Source organism: Pseudomonas sp. ZT5P21, assembly GCF_054897785.1.
Genome location: NZ_CM142705.1, coordinates 2,878,420 through 2,897,544 on the forward strand (window position 1 = coordinate 2,878,420; position 19,125 = coordinate 2,897,544).

15 protein-coding genes and 5 pseudogenes are annotated in these 19,125 nt (G+C 53.0%); 12 read left to right on the top strand and 8 right to left on the bottom strand.

What is annotated here, in order from left to right; translation table 11 throughout:
* Nucleotides 1-187: 187 nt before the first annotated feature.
* Both ACYZT9_RS13410 and ACYZT9_RS13415 read left to right on the top strand, forming a co-directional pair.
* A pseudogene (locus tag ACYZT9_RS13410) lies at nt 188-325 on the top strand (alpha/beta fold hydrolase); the annotation flags it as partial.
* A 110-nt stretch (nt 326-435) separates the two neighbouring features.
* Nucleotides 436-1,080, top strand: coding sequence for a Crp/Fnr family transcriptional regulator (locus tag ACYZT9_RS13415; RefSeq protein WP_462005952.1), 645 nt, complete (start codon nt 436-438; stop codon nt 1,078-1,080).
* A gap of 14 nt (nt 1,081-1,094) precedes the next feature.
* On the opposite strand, the gene ACYZT9_RS13420 is transcribed toward ACYZT9_RS13415, so the two are convergent.
* Entirely contained in the window at nt 1,095-2,828 is a 1,734-nt protein-coding gene (locus tag ACYZT9_RS13420; protein WP_462005953.1) for an AMP-binding protein, read from the bottom strand.
* 217 nt (nt 2,829-3,045) lie between these two features.
* On the opposite strand from ACYZT9_RS13420, the gene ACYZT9_RS13425 reads away from it, so the two are divergent.
* Nucleotides 3,046-3,819 carry a ParA family protein gene (locus ACYZT9_RS13425; protein ID WP_462005954.1) on the top strand — a complete coding sequence of 258 codons (774 nt, stop codon included), beginning with the start codon at nt 3,046-3,048 and terminating at the stop codon, nt 3,817-3,819.
* A 48-nt stretch (nt 3,820-3,867) separates the two neighbouring features.
* On the opposite strand, the pseudogene ACYZT9_RS13430 reads toward ACYZT9_RS13425, so the two are convergent.
* A pseudogene (locus ACYZT9_RS13430) lies at nt 3,868-4,004 on the bottom strand (transposase domain-containing protein); the annotation flags it as partial.
* Between the two features lies 1 nt (nt 4,005).
* Nucleotides 4,006-4,234 (bottom strand): annotated as a pseudogene (locus tag ACYZT9_RS13435) (inorganic phosphate transporter); the annotation flags it as partial.
* On the opposite strand from ACYZT9_RS13435, the gene ACYZT9_RS13440 reads away from it, so the two are divergent.
* Nucleotides 4,211-4,459 (top strand): hypothetical protein, encoded by a 249-nt coding sequence (locus ACYZT9_RS13440; RefSeq protein ID WP_462005955.1) that lies wholly within the window; start codon nt 4,211-4,213, stop codon nt 4,457-4,459. The pseudogene ACYZT9_RS13435 and the gene ACYZT9_RS13440 overlap by 24 nt on opposite strands.
* Nucleotides 4,460-4,599: 140 nt before the next feature.
* Here the strand turns inward: ACYZT9_RS13440 and ACYZT9_RS13445 are convergent, their stop codons facing one another.
* Entirely contained in the window at nt 4,600-4,806 is a 207-nt protein-coding gene (locus tag ACYZT9_RS13445) for a hypothetical protein (protein ID WP_462005956.1), read from the bottom strand.
* A 39-nt stretch (nt 4,807-4,845) separates the two neighbouring features.
* Between ACYZT9_RS13445 and ACYZT9_RS13450 the strand changes: the two are divergent.
* Nucleotides 4,846-5,454, top strand: a pseudogene (locus tag ACYZT9_RS13450) (SLC13 family permease); the annotation flags it as partial.
* Nucleotides 5,455-5,663: 209 nt separating this feature from the next.
* On the opposite strand, the gene ACYZT9_RS13455 reads toward ACYZT9_RS13450, so the two are convergent.
* Both ACYZT9_RS13455 and ACYZT9_RS13460 read right to left on the bottom strand, forming a co-directional pair.
* The gene (locus ACYZT9_RS13455; protein ID WP_462005957.1) at nt 5,664-5,918 is read right to left on the bottom strand and encodes a hypothetical protein; all 255 of its coding nucleotides are present in this window, start codon (nt 5,916-5,918) and stop codon (nt 5,664-5,666) included.
* Nucleotides 5,919-6,148: 230 nt separating this feature from the next.
* The gene (locus ACYZT9_RS13460) at nt 6,149-6,364 is read right to left on the bottom strand and encodes a hypothetical protein (RefSeq protein ID WP_462005958.1); all 216 of its coding nucleotides are present in this window, start codon (nt 6,362-6,364) and stop codon (nt 6,149-6,151) included.
* A gap of 508 nt (nt 6,365-6,872) precedes the next feature.
* Here ACYZT9_RS13460 and ACYZT9_RS13465 point away from each other — a divergent pair.
* The 5 genes from ACYZT9_RS13465 to ACYZT9_RS13485 all read left to right on the top strand — a co-directional run bounded on the left by ACYZT9_RS13465 (nt 6,873) and on the right by ACYZT9_RS13485 (nt 13,865).
* Nucleotides 6,873-8,435 carry a diguanylate cyclase domain-containing protein gene (locus ACYZT9_RS13465; RefSeq protein WP_462005959.1) on the top strand — a complete coding sequence of 521 codons (1,563 nt, stop codon included), beginning with the start codon at nt 6,873-6,875 and terminating at the stop codon, nt 8,433-8,435.
* Between the two features lie 476 nt (nt 8,436-8,911).
* Nucleotides 8,912-9,544 carry a hypothetical protein gene (locus ACYZT9_RS13470; RefSeq protein WP_462005960.1) on the top strand — a complete coding sequence of 211 codons (633 nt, stop codon included), beginning with the start codon at nt 8,912-8,914 and terminating at the stop codon, nt 9,542-9,544.
* Entirely contained in the window at nt 9,537-11,420 is a 1,884-nt protein-coding gene (locus tag ACYZT9_RS13475; RefSeq protein WP_462005961.1) for an integrase, read from the top strand. The genes ACYZT9_RS13470 and ACYZT9_RS13475 overlap by 8 nt, the downstream gene beginning before the upstream one ends.
* 13 nt (nt 11,421-11,433) lie before the next feature.
* A complete protein-coding gene (locus tag ACYZT9_RS13480; RefSeq protein WP_462005962.1) occupies nt 11,434-12,420 on the top strand; it encodes a TniB family NTP-binding protein in 987 nt (328 codons plus the stop codon).
* Between the two features lie 2 nt (nt 12,421-12,422).
* On the top strand, nt 12,423-13,865 hold the full coding sequence (locus ACYZT9_RS13485) for a TniQ family protein (protein WP_462005963.1): 1,443 nt from the start codon (nt 12,423-12,425) through the stop codon (nt 13,863-13,865).
* Between the two features lie 660 nt (nt 13,866-14,525).
* Here the strand turns inward: ACYZT9_RS13485 and ACYZT9_RS13490 are convergent.
* Nucleotides 14,526-15,692 carry a hypothetical protein gene (locus tag ACYZT9_RS13490; protein ID WP_462005964.1) on the bottom strand — a complete coding sequence of 389 codons (1,167 nt, stop codon included), beginning with the start codon at nt 15,690-15,692 and terminating at the stop codon, nt 14,526-14,528.
* 80 nt (nt 15,693-15,772) lie between these two features.
* Nucleotides 15,773-16,870, bottom strand: a complete 1,098-nt coding sequence (locus ACYZT9_RS13495) for a site-specific integrase (protein WP_462005965.1) — start codon at nt 16,868-16,870, stop codon at nt 15,773-15,775.
* A 78-nt stretch (nt 16,871-16,948) separates the two neighbouring features.
* On the opposite strand from ACYZT9_RS13495, the pseudogene ACYZT9_RS13500 reads away from it, so the two are divergent.
* Together ACYZT9_RS13500 and ACYZT9_RS13505 are read left to right on the top strand one after the other, a co-directional pair.
* Nucleotides 16,949-17,821: pseudogene (locus ACYZT9_RS13500) on the top strand (DNA-binding protein).
* A 433-nt stretch (nt 17,822-18,254) separates the two neighbouring features.
* The gene (locus ACYZT9_RS13505) at nt 18,255-19,121 is read left to right on the top strand and encodes a patatin-like phospholipase family protein (protein ID WP_462005966.1); all 867 of its coding nucleotides are present in this window, start codon (nt 18,255-18,257) and stop codon (nt 19,119-19,121) included.
* Nucleotides 19,122-19,125: the final 4 nt, after the last annotated feature.

A 19,125-nucleotide genomic window follows, 5' to 3' on the forward strand; every position in this document is an offset into this window, starting at 1 on the left:
GGCGCCAAGTTTACGTGGTATGCGCTTTGTCCCTGTTGCCGGCTAGTTTGCCGTTGGCGGAGCCGGATGTGGTCTACGGTCAGGTGAAATCATTTGCGAATCTGCCTGAAGGGGTTCGCAACCCTGAGGGCCTGGCGGTAAACGACGCTAATGGCGAAGTTTATGTCGGTACCTTTGACGCGCGCACATTGATGCTTCAGGTCGCGCTTCGGCCAAACTGATCAAGAACAGCAAGCTGATCGTTTACGAGGGTGCTCCTCATGGCATTACCGATACGCACAAGGAAAGGTTGAATGCTGATCTTCTGGAGTTCGTGAAATCCTAAAGTAAATCCAGGTTCCAATCAGCCGAAGCAGTTTGGCGACGGGGAATCGGGATACACAAAGGTCAATAAGCTGGTCGAAACCGTAACTCGGCTCGTAGAATGAATCTCACATGTGCGGTTTATTCTATGACCCCGCCGGGAGCGTGAAGCTAACTGTGAAAAGCGCGCTGGATGTAAACGCACTGAAAATGCTCGCGGCAGTTTTCGACGGGTATGGAGTGAATGATCCGCAGCTCTGGGCACACCTCGTGAAGGTGTTTGAACTCCGGTACTTTACTCGCGATCAGCCGATCATTCGCGCAGGCGAAACCCCTACGCACTTTTTCGTAATCCTTTCCGGCCTGATCCGCTATTACTATTCGTCACCAGAAGGTAAGCAACGGAATAAGGCTTTCTTCCACGAAGGAGAGGTGATTGGTTCGCTTAGCGCCTACTTGAAGCAACAACCCTGCACCTACACTATTGAGGCGCTGGAGCACAGCTGGCTGGTGGCTGTGCCGCTGCATACTTTAATCCGCCTGCGTGAGCATTTCCCTCAGTTGCAGGGGTTTGTCGACAAGGCCACCAGGGAAATCATGCTACGCAACGAATCCCGCGAGGCGCTGCTCCTCACCTGCAACAGTGAGGAGCGCTATCGCTGGTTGCTGGGGCACGAAGCGTGGTTACTGCAGCGAGTACCGCAGTACCAGCTGGCGAGTTATCTGAGCATGGATCCGGTGTCATTTTCGCGGATCAAGTCCAAGCTGGGCGCCTGATTAGGTGGTCATAATCAATCACAGTTTTCGTTCTTCGGTGTCAGAACGCGCAAGTTCAGCCGCTCGGCTTGTTCCGCGCACCACTTCAGATGTTCGAGTGGCACTGCATCGAGATTGACCAGCAGACTGCCATCGGCCTGATGGCTTACCTCGACAACGAGCTTTCCGCAACGCGGCGCAATGCGTTCGCCAAAGGCGTATGACGCCGCCAGCTCCCGCAGGCGCTGTTTGAAGATCTTTCCTACCGCCGTGACTGGAAGGGCGTCGACCAGGAAAATGCGCTTCGGGCAGGCGGGGCGCTCAGCGATGTTCTCGAAGGCATACTGCTGCAGTTCGTCAATGCTGATATGGCTGCCTTTGTGCAACTGCACGAAGGCCACCGGCAGCTCACCGGCGTATTCATCGGGCATACTTACTGCTGCGGCTAGCGACACCGCTGGATGGGACTCCAGGCAGTTCTCGATCAAAGCTGGGTCAATGTTATGGCCGCTGCGGATTATCAGATCCTTGGCCCGACCGGTGATGAACAAGTTGCCCGACTCGTCCAAATGCCCCAAGTCGCCAGTGCGTAGCCAGCCGTCTTCAAGGGGGACGGTACTCTGTCCCAGGTAACCGGGGAATACCGTCGGGCCGCGAACACAGATCTCACCGCCGTTGGCGATCCGCACTTCCACCTCTCCACTGACATGTCCCGCACTACCGGGGATCGAAGGTCGCTCAAGATTCGGCAGGGCGATGACGCCAGCGCATTCGGTCATGCCATAGGCTTGGTACAGATTGAGCCCGGTAACCGCGCGAACTTGCTCGCAAAGCGCTGCAGGCACCGGTGCGCCGCCAGAGAGCATAAAGCGCAGCGAGCTGATGTCGTGGCCATCCAGCGGCACTTCAAGCATCGCAGCAACCGAGGTCGGGATGCCGCTACTGATAGTGATTCGGTACTGCTCAACCAATTGCCAGTGAAGACGGATCACCTCGGGATTGCGGAAACCTGTGAGCGTGGGCAGCAACATCTGCAAACCACTGGCGAGTCCTCCCAAACTGTTCACCAAGGCCCCGGCGACGTGGAAGATCGGCAGACCATTAAGTGCAACATCGTTGGGGCTGGTTGCCATGCAACGCACGTAGGCGAGGGCTGCCGCAACTTGATTGGCATGAGTGTGGCAGGCCAGTTTAGGCACGCCGGTGGTGCCGCCAGTATGGAAGTAAGCGGCGATGTCGTCGGCACGCGGCAACAATGGGGTCTCCAGTTCCGAATTGCTGTAAACCGTGAGTAACTCATCAAACCAGTACTCTCCAGCCTTCGCCATCACGGATACGCACTTGGGCTTGTGTGGCAAACGCTGGGCTACGCTGAGGGCCTTTTGCCAAAGATCATTGCCCGGTAGTGGGCCGAGCACGAAGATCAGGTCGGTTTTCGCCTCCAGCATCAGGTTGTACAGGGCATCCTCGTTGAGCAGTGGGTTGAGCGGGTTGGCGATGCCAACGCTGGCGGCGGCCCAGAGCAGGTACTGACTCTGCGGAATGTTTGGCAGTAGCAGCGAAACCACAGGCTTGCGGCGGCCCGCGAGATCCAGGATCAGTCGTGCCGCACGGTTCACGTTGCACAACAGCTCGGTGTAACTGAAGTGCTGCGTATCAAGCGGTGTCAGGCTGTTGATGTAGCTCAATGCGAGCTGATCAGGATGAGTCTTGACCGAAATCTGGAGGAGTTCGTATACGGTTTTTGCACTAACGGGAGGCGTGGACATGGTGGACTCCTGCTCATTGTAGTTTTTGCGGATTTTGGGCAGGTCGTGTGGGGTAGGGCATTAACAATTGTTAAGAGACCTTCAGCGAAATGGAAGGAAGTACCAAACCTCGATTTAATATCGCCCCAGCTCACTGACACATAAAATTCATCAATTTAGCGCTTTAGGTCAATAACAAATCGATAGACTGGAGTCTTTTGCCAAAGGTAGGGCATTGATGCGCCGTGTCATTTTCAATCAAAAAGGTGGAGTAGGTAAGTCGAGCATCGTGTGCAACCTCGCCGCCGCAAGCGCAGATGAAGGCTACCGCACGCTTGTTGTCGATCTGGATGCCCAAGCTAATTCCACTTACTACCTGACAGGGATGACCGGGGATAATATCCCAGTGGGCATTGCCGATTTTTTCAAGCAAACGCTGTCTTCAGGGCCGGCGGCGAAGAAAAGTCGCGTGCAGATATTCGAGACCGCCCATGACAATCTTCACGTCATCACAGCCAGCGGCGAGCTAGCTGATCTCCAGCCCAAGCTGGAAGCGAAATTCAAGATCAACAAATTGCGCAAGCTACTGGACGAGGTTTCCCAAGACTACGACCGCGTTTACATCGATACGCCACCAGCCATGAATTTCTATGCGTTCAGTGCCCTCATCGCAGCGGATTCGGTGTTGATTCCATTTGATTGCGATACCTTCGCTCGCCAGGCGCTGTATCAAGTGCTGGCACAGGTGGCAGAACTACAGGCTGACCATAATGAGTCACTGGTCGTTGAAGGGATTGTCATCAATCACTATCTGAGCACCACTGGCTTCCACCGCAATCTGGTCGACGAACTCATCAAGGAAGGGTTGCCAATTCTCCCGGTGTATCTGGGCAGCTCGGTCAAGATGCGTGAATCTCACCAGCGGTGCCTACCCTTGATTTACCTCGACAGGCATCACAAGCTGACAGGCCAGTTCGTAGATCTTTTGAATGTGTTAGAGGAAGCAAACTGAATCAGCGCTGCTTAACCTGACCTGCCTGTTGCTACCGCAAATGCGTGATTAAACGGGCGCCCACCTGTGCGGCAACAGCTCCTAATCTCACTCCCGCGCTGCGTCGGCAGGCGAGTAAGAATATCCTTCAAGTAAGCTTACGGATCACGCCCATTCAGCCGTGCCGACTGGATCAAACTCATGATTTAACGGGGCGAAGATCATGGCGAACCCGGCGGACGAGCCAACTTGCAGAATTAGTTCCACCGGCAGCAGCGCGATGATGTCGAAAGCCGCTGCTCCGCTGGGCAGCAGCACCCCATAGGAAGTTGAAGAAAACCGACCAGGCTAGCGCGAAGTTCGGCGGCAACAAGTGGGTGTAGATCACCGTGGCCACTGCGTTGGCGGTGTCGTGGAAACCGTTCACGAACTCAAACGTGTTTGTGCTGGCGTCGCTGAACGCATCCAGTGCAATGGCCCGTGGGAGGAAAGAGATTGTCCGGCCTGTGGTCGCTATCGGGTTTCAGATGCACTCGTGTTGACGCTGATGGAGCAGGGGCAGATTTTCGATGTGAGCAAAACGAGAATCTGGCTTGCCAGCAAGCGCAAGAAAGAGGCTGTTCCATCCATTGAGATCCACGAGGCGTTGCTGGTGCTGTGATTGGTTTTTGTTTGAACGCGATGGATGCCCCCGGCGCGCAATCGCTTTGAATGGTCGCAGCGAATCAAAGCCCATATGGTCGCCGTCTACCAAGGCGCAAATCCAGTTATTCAACAGGCTTCTTCGACGTATTGGATAGATCACGGTGCCATCAATACCGCGAGCGTCATAGTGATGAGCTCTTCATTTTTGGTAATCGTTTCCAGCGCACCGCGTACATTGCCTCCCACCTCACCCGATCCACGCTTATCGACCCAGAGCGTCAGTTCCATGATGGCGGCCTCAAAGGCGAGTTGGTTTTGATTCATCTTTAACAGCAGCGAAGGGAGCAGGTCTGAATTTGGCATCGGTTTTCCTGCGTGGAAAATTCAAGCGTAGCGGCGGCCGTCTCTGGCCTCCTTCTTTTGGCTTGGGCGACGGAAGGTAAATTGCACGCTTTCGATACCACCTCGACCACGTATGCCGGGCTGGTTCTGTTGTTACTGCCCCGTTTCGGTGTAATGACCTGGAAAGACGTTCAAGCACGAATCCCGTGGGGTACCGTGATTGTCTTCGGAGTCGGCATCAGCCTTGGCACTGCGCTGTTGACCACTCAGGCCGGGCAGTGGCTGGGCGCTCAGGTCGTCGGGCACACGGGGCTGGACAAAATCGGCACGCTGGGGGTATTTGCCGTTCTGAGCGCCTTCCTTATTCTGATCCACTTGGGCTTTGCCAGCGCTTCCGCGCTGACTTCTGCACTGCTTCCAATCCTGATGGCCGTCCTGCAAACCCTGCCTGGGGATTTCAGTCGCTTGGGCATGACCATGTTACTTGGGTTCGTCGTCAGTTTCGGCTTCATATTGCCCATCAATGCGCCGCAGAATATCGTGTGCCTGGGCACGGATACCTTTAATCCCAAACAATTCGCTCGGGTTGGCGTGCTGGTTACGCTTATCGGTTATGGATTGCTGTTGGTGTTTGCCAGTACTTACTGGACGTGGCTGGGGTGGATGTGAGCGGCCTCAGTGATTTGTGTAGTGGTCTAGTGGCGGAACTGACGGCGGGATGTCTGGCAGTGGAGTTCGTCGCAGTTTAATCTAGGAGGCAGGCACCAACCAGGATCGAACTCCAAGTGGCAGGTGAGAACAGACGCAGCGAGTTGCAGCTATGCAGCCAGTTGAAGGAGCGAAGGCTGCCGATAGGCGTGCCATCCCGCATTCGGAGCTCAATCGAGCAATTTGGCCCCGACAACGGTGACGTCCGGCAGGCTTGGCGGCGCAGGGGTGATCTGCAGGTACGTGATGCTGGTGCGCGGGATCAGCAACAGGTCGCCATCCACCTCGATACTGAGGTAAGGCGATTCGAGCTGTTTGCGGATGAGCTGGGTCACTTGCGCTGGGTCTTTGTCCGGTTCCGGGAAGCTCAGCGCCAGGCGCTGGCCGTCGTTGAAGTGCAGGAAGAGTTGATTGATCGGTTTCATCGTTTGCCTCTAGGCTCCATCATGACTCTTGAGGGTACACTCTTGACCCGGCATGAATATATCTGAACTTTTATGCAAGTCTGCTGCATGGCTTTCCAGCTTCGTTTGGCAAGGTAGCAGTTGAATTGCCCTCAGATTTTTCGTCTTAAGATAGATCAGAGTGGCTGGGTGTGTTGTTGTGCTTGAGTGCACGGTTAGTGCAACCAGTCCGCTAAGTCGCTGGTGGTCAGTCACGCGAATTTGATGGCACCGCCCTGGATGTCGTCGCGCGCCAATCGCAGGTCATCGGCGTCCTGATTGAGCCGGTGAATCAGGTTTAGCAACCGTTGCCGCAAAACCTCGTCCGTGAGCTGCTCAGCTGCACGCATAACATCCAGCGCCGCGTGCTCATTGTTGGTAGCGACGGAGTCGAGCAGTTTGCGCAGGCTTCTTGATGACCGATTCATCTCTAGTACCCTCGGATTCCAGTGACGCGGATCATACGGTCAGATTATTTCGCCAGTGTTTCAACGGAGTATCTGGTAAACCTCGCGGGGCGTGAACAGCGAGGTTATGTTCAGATTATTCTTTCCTAAAGAGGCCAAGCGCTTCAACGATTGATCGCCTTATGTTCGCTACCGTCAATTCATCGACTCATGTCCTCGTGCTAAGCGTGCGCGCCAGTCCCTCATTGGCAGACTGCGCAGAATTGGGCTTGTGCCATGGGAGTAGAGCGCTCTTCTGGATAGTGGCGAATTGCCCTATAATCAGCTTTTCTACTGTTGTTAGCGAAGTTCAAAACCTTGCAAACGTCACCACTCGAAAGGCTGAGATTTTAGCCCCGAACGCAATAGATGGTCAGACCAGGCAAGCAAGCCGCGTGAAAATAAGACAGGGACGAGACGCTATGGGAAATGAGGATTCGAGAGGGGCTGGGCGAGATACCGTGTACGCTCTACGCGTTGGTCGACCCGGATGACATTGACTAAGCGGCGCAGCTCCTTAGTGGGGTTCATTATTCTGGCTGTCGGCCTGATTGGTTTTTCGGCCATGTTGCTGTTGAAGTCTGAGACCGAACGCCGGGCAACGCGTTTCTCGGAATACGTGCAGAATATTTCCGGCATCGTGCGCAATCAGCTTGATACCAATGAAGCTGTGCTGGCGGGGTTTTCAGCATTTCTCCAAGCGGTCGATCAAAGTGATACGGAAGCAGCGGCTCGTTATGCGGCGGCCGTTTTATCCGCTTATCCTCACATTTACATGCTCGAGGCGGCGAGGGCGGTACCCATCGCTGAGCAGGCAGCCTTTGAAAACCTGTTGCGCCGCACTTGGCGGCAAGACTTTGAACTTAAAGACTTCCCAAGCCTCACTCAGCAGCCTGCTCAGCATCAGGCCTATCTGAGCGAGACTTGGCCTGTACTGTTTATGTACCCATTACTCCCGGAATCTAGCTCCATTTATGGTGTCAGGCTGGAAACCGTCGCCTATCTCTCCTACGCGTTGGCTCGAACCCATAATAATCAGAAGCCCGTCGTATCCCCCGTTTTTACAATGTATGAGGGTGGCGACGCGTACATACTGATGCAGTCAGTTAGTCGACCTGAAGGGGAGCAAAAGAACACCCGCCCCAATTTTTTTGGTAGCACGATGGTGTCTTTGCTACTGATCAAGACGAGCTCGCTAGTGGATGTGGTGAACCATGCGAACTCGGATCCTCTGGTTCACATCAATGCTGTCCTGAAAACCGCTGCCGGGTCTGAAAGCAGTGTGTTTTCAACGCAGGTTCAACAAGCAGGTTTTCTAGATCGCCTCTTCTTGCCGCAATTGGGTGACCGGGTCGAGATCCGCAGCACATCGCAGCCCATGACGTTGGTATTCGAGCGGCAACTCCGTCTCGGGGATGTCCTTACCGAAGAAATGTTGATGATTCTTTTAGTACTCGCCGGGGCACTGGTGTTGATGCCGACGGTATTGATCAGGCATTTCAAGGCTATAGAAAGGGCCGAAGTTGAGCACGAGCGCTCTGCCTATCTCGCAACCCATGATGTGCTCACACAACTGCCTAACCGTTACCTATTCGCCGAGCGTTTTGCCCAGGCCTTCTCGGATTGGGAAGTGAAAGGTATTCCGTTTGCTGTACTTTTGATCGACCTGGATCATTTTAAGGAAATCAACGACAAGTACGGCCATGAAGTAGGCGACCAGGTTCTGCGAGCGGTCGCGAATCGTATGCTTCAGGCCACGCGTTCTTGTGACACCGTCGCACGCTACGGCGGAGATGAATTTGTGGCTCTGATTACAGACCTCACCAACCCCGAAAGTGCTGAAATCAAAGCCGAGAGGATGCTAGAAGCCATCGCGCAGTCGGTCGCAACGACCATAGGAGAGGTAACTCTATCGTGCAGTATCGGAGTCTCGCTGTGTCCTATCCATGGACAGAGTCTCGATACGTTGCTTAAGGCGGCGGATCAGGCTATGTATGGCGTCAAACAACTGGGGCGAAAAGGTATTGCAATGACTAAAACTCGTGCGATCTGAGCTCGTTCGTTTCCTTGAAGACTTTCTCGCAGCGGTCGGAGAACCATTCAACTTCCGATGACCCGGGGGGTGGCAGGTGGATTTGCCCCTACAAAACCGGACACCAACTCCCTGTTAAATTGATGCGGCTGCCTAGCGCCTGAACTCCCTCGGTGAGCGATAGTTCAAGGCGCTGTGCGGATGTTGATCGTTGTAGGGGTCTTACGACTTGCGATTCCCTAAAAGTGCAACCAAGTAATTTTGAAACTTCTTGAAAAGCTACACTTAAGGGAAATTTTATAGGTTTTATAGTTCTTTTCATGGTCGAAAGCGATAAAAAACTATTTTAGATATTTCTAAGCAGTCTAGCATCACCGGCTAGGGCAGCCATAATTCCTAAGAATTTGAAACTTGAGCGATCATGCTGCAATTTTGACACTTTGTAACTGTTTGATTTTTCTTGGCATTTCTTGCATTTCAAAGGCGAGGCTAGGGTGATGACGGCTTTCATTACTGAGGAGTCGAAAGGCAGACCAGGGGGAGCACCCGAATTTTTGGTTTACAGCCCAAAAAAAGCCAGTCAAATACGTTTGTATTGCCGTCCGAGTTTCTGGCGCTGGGCCGTAATTGAGTTTAATCCCTTCGCTACCGACGTGTTAGCTAATCAGATCGTGCTAAATCTGACCGCCAGAAAAATTTCAGTGGCGCTCAAATACGAAGTTGCTAGTTCTACACACTTCGTGTTTTCCAAGCGAGAACTGAGTGGGAATGCCGAAAATGAAATTTTAGAGTACGCTGAAAAAAATGATATTCAGTGTGATTTCCTGACCGCACAATGCCGGCTGGAAGACCAGACGCATGCCGAAAACCTACTGTGCATGTTGTCCTATATTAATAAGTTTAAAGAGTCTTTGAGTGGGAGAAATCTGGATTCTGCGCTTCGCTTTGTTGAGAGAGGCCAGGACACCATACAAGGCGCAGTTTTGAGCTTGCAAGAGCGATTTCCAGAGAATGCGGGAGGCCTACTATTTGAGCTTGTGAGACGCGGAAGAATAGCGATAACTGACGTGCAGAGTAAAAGGATTCGCGGATTAACCCAGATAAAAGTGGTTCGGGTGGGGCATGAGTGATTCAAGTCGCTTTTGTCGTAAAGAATACCTGGCTAGCGGAAATGACTGCGACGCCTGGAAAAGCATTGACGTTGACCTTCTTTCTGAAGATATTCGAGAAAGGACGGAGAAACGAATCAAGGCAATACATGCATTTCTAAAAGAAGGCGCAACGCTTAGCGAAATTGAGGAAAAATATGGACTCAATCGTAGTGGTTTGTACCGGACTATCAATAGATGCCTTGATCTAGATCGCGATGGAGTACCCGTGGGCTTTAGAGGTGCCATTCCCTACCGGCGTACCTCACTGCAAAAATATAGCCGAGAAAAGATTTTGGAAAGTTCGAGTTCCTCAGGAGGTCTAGGCGATGCAGGGGCATTCAGTAAACTCATAAATGATTACCCTGAGTTAGCGCCTTGGCTGGAAAAAATCGCTCGCTCATACAAGCCACGAAAAGAAGGGGGCGATTACTTTGATATTATACATAACAGCTTCCTGGAGCAGTGTGCATCAGTGGGAGTAAGTAGTGATCAGTATCCCTATAATCGCAAAACGTATGCGCGTTCTGGCTTGAGAGCATACCTGAAAAAAAAGAACAAAGAACTGATGGCGCTAATGGAGAAGGAGCGACATGACTCGGATACAAGAGATATTGTGCCGCCAACTGACATTCTGCAGCAGGTAGAAGCGGATGGACACATGATTGATATACGGCTAGCTATCGAAGAAATTGATAGCTATGGACAACCGATCAGATATGAAATATTACGGGTCTGGCTAGTCCTATTAATTGATGTGTATTCACGTTGCGTATTGGGGTATTCGATTGCGCTCGGCCAGACGTATGATCAGATCGACGTCCTTAAAGCAATATTCAACAGCTTAGGACCACACCAGAGACCGCCCAACGCATTAGCAAAGATCAAATACTTGAGTTCCGGCGGATTTCCGAGCGAGCATGGTAGCGCCTGGGAAACCTGGGCAACATTAAAGCTTGACAACGCTTGGGCCCACAAAGCCAAACATGTGGTCCGAGTTCTTCATGATCGTGTGGGCTGTGTTGCCGAATTTGGTCGGACTTATACGCCGAACGATAGACCAATCATTGAACGTTTTTTCTTGTTCATTGTGCAGCATTACTCCCATCGCATAATCGGAACTACTGGCAGCGATAACCGCGATAAAATTATAGCGCGCTTATCTCCGAAATCGAAAAGGCCACTGCAAATGCTGCTTACTTTGGAGGAGCTGAAAAGCTCTATCGATATCGTGATCTCTGACTACAATGGGCGATCTCACTCTTCTTTGCAGGGGCATTCGCCACTCGAGGTATTCTGTCTGCGGCGAGATGAGGCGATGCTCCCGTCGAACAAACTACCAGAAAGTTATAGAGATGCCTTGCTGTTTACAATGGTGAGAGAGTCAGTGGTGGTGAAAACCTCTTCAAAATACGGAGGGGCCTATATCAATTTCGCGTATTTGAAGTACAAAAACCTTGATATTTTAAGAAGCGATTCCGTGGGCAGACATATGTTCATTGAATACTCTCGAGAAGATGTTTCATTCATCAGGCTTTTGGATGAGGATGGCGTTTTCGTGGGAGTTCTAAGTGCGCCACATCCTTGGTGTCTTCAACCGCATAGCCTGAAAGTACGTTCTGAGTTATGGAAGGCTACCAGGGAACGTCAATTTCAATTCGCGCGCGGCGAGATGCCATGCGATGCATTGCGGCGTCATAAATCACCGACTGGAAATGCTTCAAGAAGCGTTGCGACCACTTTATATAAGGAGACTGGTCGTGTCATGGATGAAGCGCCTCCCGTCCGGGCAGCGGAGGCGGATCCAACCACAAACACTCCAGAGCGCGTCAAATTAACGAAAGTTTTCACCTTCTGAACCAAGAGGTATTATGGACATCCAGAATATGCGGCCAATTGCGCTGGACCAGCATCCTGTATGCAATAGGACCTATTTGATGCCCACGCACTCTATTGGTGAAACTTATGCCATGGTGCTAAAGGTCATCAAGCGGAAAGATTCCGGACTGGTTATTTGGGGGCGAATTCGCTACGGAAAAACCAGCGCGATGATGTACTGTCGGCAATGTTTAGATATTGATTTTCCGCACGTGCCAGTGGCGATATACAATGCAAAACGCGATATGTCACCACACAAAGGGAATTTCTATACTGATTTGTTGGCGCTGGTAGGGCATAAGCGCTGGGTGGACACATGCAGTATAAGCGTGAAACATACCCGCCTCATACACTTCATGGTTGATGCGGCATCTAATGATCCTCGGAGACTCTTCGTATTATTCCTTGATGAGGCTTCGCGATTACTACCATCGCATTATGACTGGATCAAGGACATATATAACGATTTGATGCTGCACGGTGTTACGTTGATACCTATATTGGTGGGGCAACGACTGATGCTTGATCAAAAAATTTCCCTGCTGAAAACAGGAGAAGAAGGCGAAGCTATTGTGAATCGCTTTATGCTCTACGAACACCCCTTTCGGGGCATTAAGGAGAAAGACGATTTTGTACAGTGCCTTAGTTACTACGATAGTGCAATTTATCCGGAGGGCACTGATTGGACCTATACCCGTTTTTTCTTACCTGAGGCATTTGCTGCTGGTTTTCGGCTGGAGAATTTTGGGGATTTACTCTGGCAATCGTTCAATGACTCCTATCTTGAACTGAATATTAAAGTTGACATGGAGGTGCCAATGAAATATTTCACAAAAACGATAGAAATGTTACTGACTGAAAATACCGACAACGACAGCGCTGATTTCAGCCTGACCAGGGGAACGTGTATGAAATTGATTCAGGAGTCCTGGTTTCAAGCCGCCACGGCCAATTCAATAGTCGCTCATGGGCTGCCTTAACAATGATCATCACCCTGAGGGAAGAACTATTTAAACCTCGGTTGAAGTACTGCGGCCTTAGGCCAAGGCATATCCCTTATGAGTCTGTTTACTCGATTATTTGTCGCTTCTCACTCGTTAATGTCATCACGGGCGTCTCACTGATTAAGATCATCCAGCCATACGGCGGTACTGCTCCCGCATGGCGACATCATTCCAAAAATCTTGCTCATATCGGATCAGTGCGCAACGACGTATTGCAAGAATTGCTCGGCCTGAGCGCTTGGCAAGTCGAATCTATGTTCCTGGTGCCAACTTTTGTTAAATCCGAAAGGCATGTGGCTTTGGTATTGCGGTTCTGCCCGGCTTGCCTCGCGCAGGGACGACACTACACGCTGTTCCAATTCCAATTGATGGATACCTGTCCAGTACATGGAATTGGTTTACTCGGTCAATGCCCTCATTGTGGTGCGTCAACAAGTTACGAGATGCACGCAAACCTGTTCAAATATCCTTATGGTTGTTGGCGTTGCGGTCAGCATCTGGGGGCCCCCCGAGATCGGCAGTCGCTACATTTCATCAGTCCATTGGGAGCAGAGCGCTTGCGCCGGGCTCACGAGTTGCTCAGTCTTGGAAGGAATGGAATTGTCGATTTTGATATCGCAGGCGCCGCAGATTTTCAATGCGATAACGTATTGCAATTGTCGGAGTCCATTCGGCAATTTGCGCACGTAGAAGCGGATTTATTTCGGGATCTGCAGACGCTAATCTGTGACGCTTCGTTAGCTCCCGTTCTTGCTCGATACCCAACTTTTCGCCCTGCCATTCTTTCGGTGAGCGTTGCGCCAGAGGTAACCGATGAGGCACTGGCGAAAGAGTTGGCCAGTATCGCGAAGTCCATTTTCAGGAATTTCAAGAAGCGGAATTTTCCTGGCTTACGCCTGACGCGCGGCCTGATATCGATGCTGTGGCGCGGCGCGGAAGGAACTTCGATGCCCGCGCAGTGCTATAGCATAGTGGCCTATCTGGACTGGCTGAGCTTTTGGCGCAACGCCAAGGTACCATCTCAGCTACGCTATTCTGCAGCGGGGTGTGAGAAGAAAATGCTCGCGTGGATAGCGGAGAAGAAAATGCACAGCGTGTTCCAGAGGGCTAATACTCCTTCAGTTGAGCGCTGGTTACTTCGCCAAATATTGGCTTGCGACATTACCACGCTTTTGCAACGCCAATTGCAGCATGGGTTGCTAGCGGGACAAATGGATGCGTGCTATGGCCGCCTGATTCATCCTGTGTGTTGGGCCGTATACTTTTCCGAAGGACGTAGCGGCAAGTCGAACTTAACGTTTATTTCGGCGTTATCTTGGCAAAAAAGCTGCGGAGATGAAGAGGGTGAGTCAACATCAGGCCAGTACAAATCCTCCCGCAGCCGAGATTGGGCAGCGATGCTCCGTTCGCTGGGTGTTTGAGCCTCGAAGGCAATTGAGTTTTCATGGAGGCGGCACTCTAACCTACCTGCTCGTCCACGTCGGCGCCCACTCGTATTCATTTGCTCCGTGAAATCACACGTTAGATCGCCTGTTAAAAACGACCGCACGTCACTGCGTTTGGGTAGAGCTTGACGTAGCAGAGAAAAAGTTCGTGCAAATATAGGTAAGGGAATCGGTATTTCAGCTGTCATCACAAAGGTTTACCACAACCCACAGTCAAACTATTCGAAGTCGCTCGGTGGATTCGTTTTGGCAACGGAATGCTATTGAGCATCTCGAAGGGGCTGACGGAAATAAATCCTCGTTTCGCATGTATAAAGCGCCCGACGTTTCTAGCTGGAACTAGTTAATGAATTGGTTCTTCGTTTGCGAAGTGTATATGCAGTGGCTCCAGCAACTGGTGGTAGTGAGCTAAGTGTTGAGGAAAAAATAAATCATGCAGGAAAAATCGTATAGCTCGGAAAAATTCTCACCTGTATTTCGGGCGACTAAGTTCATGAGTCATCTTTATTACTGTGCTTTGAATATTTTTCGCTTCCTCTAGGGGCTTTATCGATTGCTTTTTTAAGAGGAATCTGCTTTAACAGCCTGCTCGGAAATTCAATTAATCTTGTCGGAAGCGGCTACTATTAATGTGATTCAGTAGTCTTTTCTTTTGATGACAGCGCTGTCCCAATCGGCCTGATCGTCGCCGTCATCTCTCGGCGTATCTCCAGCAACTGGTTGACTTATTGCCCGCTGCTGCTTCCGCGTGCGTTGTACGGCCACATCCCAGTCAATATCGTCATCTACTCCGAGTGAACGTGAGTGCGGATGTCCGGAATTTTTTATCATGGCATCGTAGAATGCTGTCAACATGTCCGAAATCATGTCTTCTTTGGATGATGAGTAGTCAAGGTCAGGGTTATCAGCGTCTATGCTGATATAGGGGTCAAAACCATACAGGGCTTCAGCGAAGCGGTAATGTTGCTCGAGGATGACCTCGATTTCATTTTCCTTGAATGGCCTGGCACTATCACCGTCGAAACAGTACAGGAGTTTATCGCTCGGCGGGATCTCAGGCTGTGTACCTGCATGCTCAAGAATCGCAATCACCGCATAGGGGTCTAACCTGACGGGCGTAACCTCCTGCGCATCTGAGCGGTGGTACTCCCAGTCAAGCGCACCCTGCGGCACGAGGTCTTGGAGGGAAAAATTTATGAGCTCGGCTGGGGTACAGCCTGCGTTCCAGGTCATCATGAGTATTACAAGGTCTCGCGTCGCGTGAGGGCCCGGAATTTCGTGGGATCTGAAAACCTTGAATACAGTCTCGGGCTGTGTCGCGTTTTTATAGGTAAGCTCTTCGTTTTTGACAAGAATTTCCATCTTGCGATAAAAGGGTATCAACTCGCTCATGAGAGAGTGCGTGTCGATTCTTGGTCGGTAATACTGCAGTTCGTAGCTCTGCAAGTGAAATTCCTGCCAGCGAATGGCTGTCATGATCCGAGAAGCTGCTTGGCTGCAACTGAGTGAGCCAGAATCAGTTAGGCCTTGTTGCTGAAGATGAAGGCTAAATTCGTGGGGTATAAAATTATCCTGTGCCTTGGAGGTCGGATAAAGAGCAACATTGTAGAGGAAGAATATTTTGTATAATGACGCATGGAATATTGCGTCATCGTACGAAATTTCTGTATTTAAAATGGCTTTCAACCATTCCTCGAAATGCTTGAGGTCGCGACGTATTTTGACTGATTTTTGCTCGGGGAATCTTAACGAATATAACTCTGCGGAATTTAGGTTCTGCAAAAAGGATTTTGAGGTGCTCATGTTTAGCCACCATTCGCCAGATGAGGATCCACGTCGTCTACCCAAGTAGAGTTGACGGTGTTCGTGTAAGGCGCCTAAGTTTAGCTGTCATTCTCCGTTATTGCTGGCATTAGCGCGCTGACGCGGCTACCCAACAAGGTTCCGGCTTGGAAGTAACCCATCACCGTGCTGATGCTGCGATGCTCGGTCATGGCCATCACTTCGCCAAGCGGCACACCCTGGCGACCGGCTTCGGTGACAAACCCCGACCTCAAGCTGTGCGCGTCCCAATCCCCCTCAAGACCCGCGAGCCTGGCGCGACGCTGGACGATGCGCGCCACCTGATCGGCCGACAACGCGGTGGTGCCGACTTTGCCGCCTTTATACAGACGGCGAAACAGAGGGCCCTCTGTGGCTGGTGCCGCGGCCAGCCAGGCGGCGAGGGCGTGTGCCGCCGGGCCGCGTAGCGGCTTCTCGCGACGGGTGCCGCCGGTGTCGGTCTTGGTGACGCCCAGGCTATACAGCCAGGTGTCGGCATCCAGCGGCCGCACATCGCCGACCTGCAGGCCGACCACTTCCGAGCGGCGACGGCCGCCGCTCCAGGCCAGCAGGAGCAGGGCGCGATCGCGGATGCCGCGCACGCCGTCGTTGCAGGTGGCGAGCAGCGCCTGCAAGGGTTCCAGCACGATCGCGGTCTTCTTGCGCACGTTCATGCCCTGACGCGACTGAGCCTTACGCGCTTCGCACAGCAGGGTCTTCAGCGTCGCGGCGTTGCATGGGTTCTCCCACTCGTTGAGCCGGTGCCATTTACTCAGTACTGCCAGACGATGGCTGACCGTGTTGAACGCCAGCGGTCCTGGCTTGGCTTTGATCCTTGCGTTGACCAGCGCCGTGTCGATCGCCGGCGGCAGCAGATGTGTCCAGCTACCGTCTTCCAGCGGCCGGGCCAGGTGATCAAGGACAAACTGAATCGCCACCGTGACCGGCAGAGGCACATCGCCCAGCACCTGGCCATAACGCAGTTGCAGCCAGGCCGACCAGTAGGTCAGGGCGCTGCGGTAGCTGCGCACCGTATTCGCCGCGGTGCCGGCCGCGATAAACGCCGCCGCGGCCTCCTGCGCGTTAATTGCCAGAAAATGCGGGTCTAACGGCGTTGCGTCGACCAAGGGTAACTGATCGGTAATATTGAGTACGGTCATCGGACTGAAATTTCCGACTTCGGCAAATAACGTCGGATAACATTTTATTATCAGACCCAATATAGCCGGAGGTGGGGCATGGCGGTAGGGGTACCGGAACATGACGTATTTGCCGCCGCGGATGCCGTATTGGCGCGTGGCGAAAGGCCGACGGTCGAGCGCGTGCGCCTGGAACTGGGGCGCGGCAGTCCGGCGCGGGTTGGCGGCCTGTTGGACCAATGGTGGTCACGCCTCGCCCAGCGGTTGAGCGGCGAGACCCGCCTGCCGGGGTTGCCAAGTGAGGTGGCGCAAGCGTTCATGATGGTCTGGCAGCAGGCCATTCGCTTGGCGCAGGGCGCCGCCGAGCAGGCACTCGCCGAACAACGCCAGTTGCTGGATGCAGAGCGCGAACGAGTAGCGACGGTCGAGGACCAGTCGCGTCAGGACGCGGCGCAGTTTCGCCAGCAGGCAGCGGAGGCCTTGATTGGGCGCCAATCATCCGAATCACGCCTGGCAGATTTAGAACTGCTGCTGTCCCAGCGCCAGTTGCAGATCGAGGATCTGCAATTGCAGCGTGAGAGCTTGCTGTACGAGCGCCATCAAGCTCAGCAGCACAACCAGACGTTGCAGCAGGATCTGCAGGCGCTGCGGCTCAAGGCCGAGCAGGAGCGCGTCGCGCAGGAGATCTACGTGCGTGGAGTTGAGGATCGCGCGCACCGGGAGGTCGACCGCGGCCGGGAGGAGGGCAAGGCTTCGGGCGACCCAGCTAAAGGAAGTCGGGCGGCATGTCGAGCAGTTGCAACGACGGCTGGAGTCGATCCAAGCCGAGCTTGGCCAAACCCAGCAACGTGCTGCAGCGCAGCATGCCCGTGCTGAAACATTGGAGCAGCAACTGCTGCAGGTCGCCAAGTTTCTATAGCCAAGCGTAAGCCGCGGAGTCGAAAACCCACGGCGTCGAAGAGTGATCCCTGAAATTGATGATTGCGACATCCGCTGCCGATGCGGCGCTAAGGGCACCGAGCTACGAAGGGTAACGGTAGGCACACGCTTCGAAAAAAGACTACAGGCCGACCGTCAATGCAGGTTTCCGGGCGCCCCCCACCAAGCGCAGCTTTCGAATGCAGCTCTTCACGACAGGCAACAAAGTGCCAAAAGCAGACGATCATAAGAAGCTTGACCTGCTCGCAATGCTCAAAAGAGCCCCACCTCGGGGGCTTCCCGGAACGCGGTCTCAACAGACTAATCTCCTATCACCGGAAATCTTACGCATTCATCCCGTTCCGTTGGGATTCGGCATGGTCTGTAACTCTAACTTGCGAAATATCGAGCATGTGGCGGCTGCCGGAAGTAATGCCGACCCGCCAGCTACACTCATTCGATACATTTCCGCACAGAGACTTCCGCCATGGCGACAAAAACCGCAATCGTATTCGCTGGCGGTGGCAGTTTGGGGGCGGTGCAGGTTGGTATGTTGCGGGCCCTAGTCGAAGCCAATGTTCAATTCGACATGGTGGTTGGTGCTTCGGTAGGCGCTATTAACGGTGCCTACTTTGCCGCAAGACCAGATTCCGATGGCGTCGAGGCGCTCGCCGAATTCTGGCGCGGGCTGAGTAAAACCGACATCTTCCCCCTCTCTTGGTTCGATACCTGTAGAGGATTGATCAAACGGCGTGGCTATCTGTTGCAGCCGTCGGCCTTGAATCGGCTACTGGGTCAGGCACTGCCCATTCACCGCATTGAGGATGCGGTGCTGCCCCTATACATCGTCACCACCAACCTGCTCAGTGGTGCCGAGACGGTTCTGTCGAGTGGCGAACTCGAGCAGGCCTTACTGGCCAGCGCTGCCATACCGCTAGTGTTCCCCTGCGTACAAATCGCCGATCAGTTCCTGGTTGACGGCGGCGTGGCAAGCAATACACCTATTTCGACTGCCGTAGCCTTGGGAGCCACCAACGTCGTGGTAATCCCCACCGGAATGAGTTGCGACCTAACGCATCCACCCAGAGGACTGGTCGCCTTGGCCCTGCACACCGTCAATCTGATGAGCATGCGCCAACTGGTGAGCGACATCGAACACTTCCGCACTCTTACCAGTCTGCACATCGTCCCGCCCCTGTGTCCGGTGAATGTCTCGGTGTTCAACTTTGACCAGACCGAGTCTTTGCTGCAGCGTGCCTATGAGCAGACCCTCCGGTGGCTGGAACGTGGGGGGCTCGAACGCACCAAGGTACCTGGCGCCCTCACCATCCATTCGCATGCCCATCAGCATTGAGTGA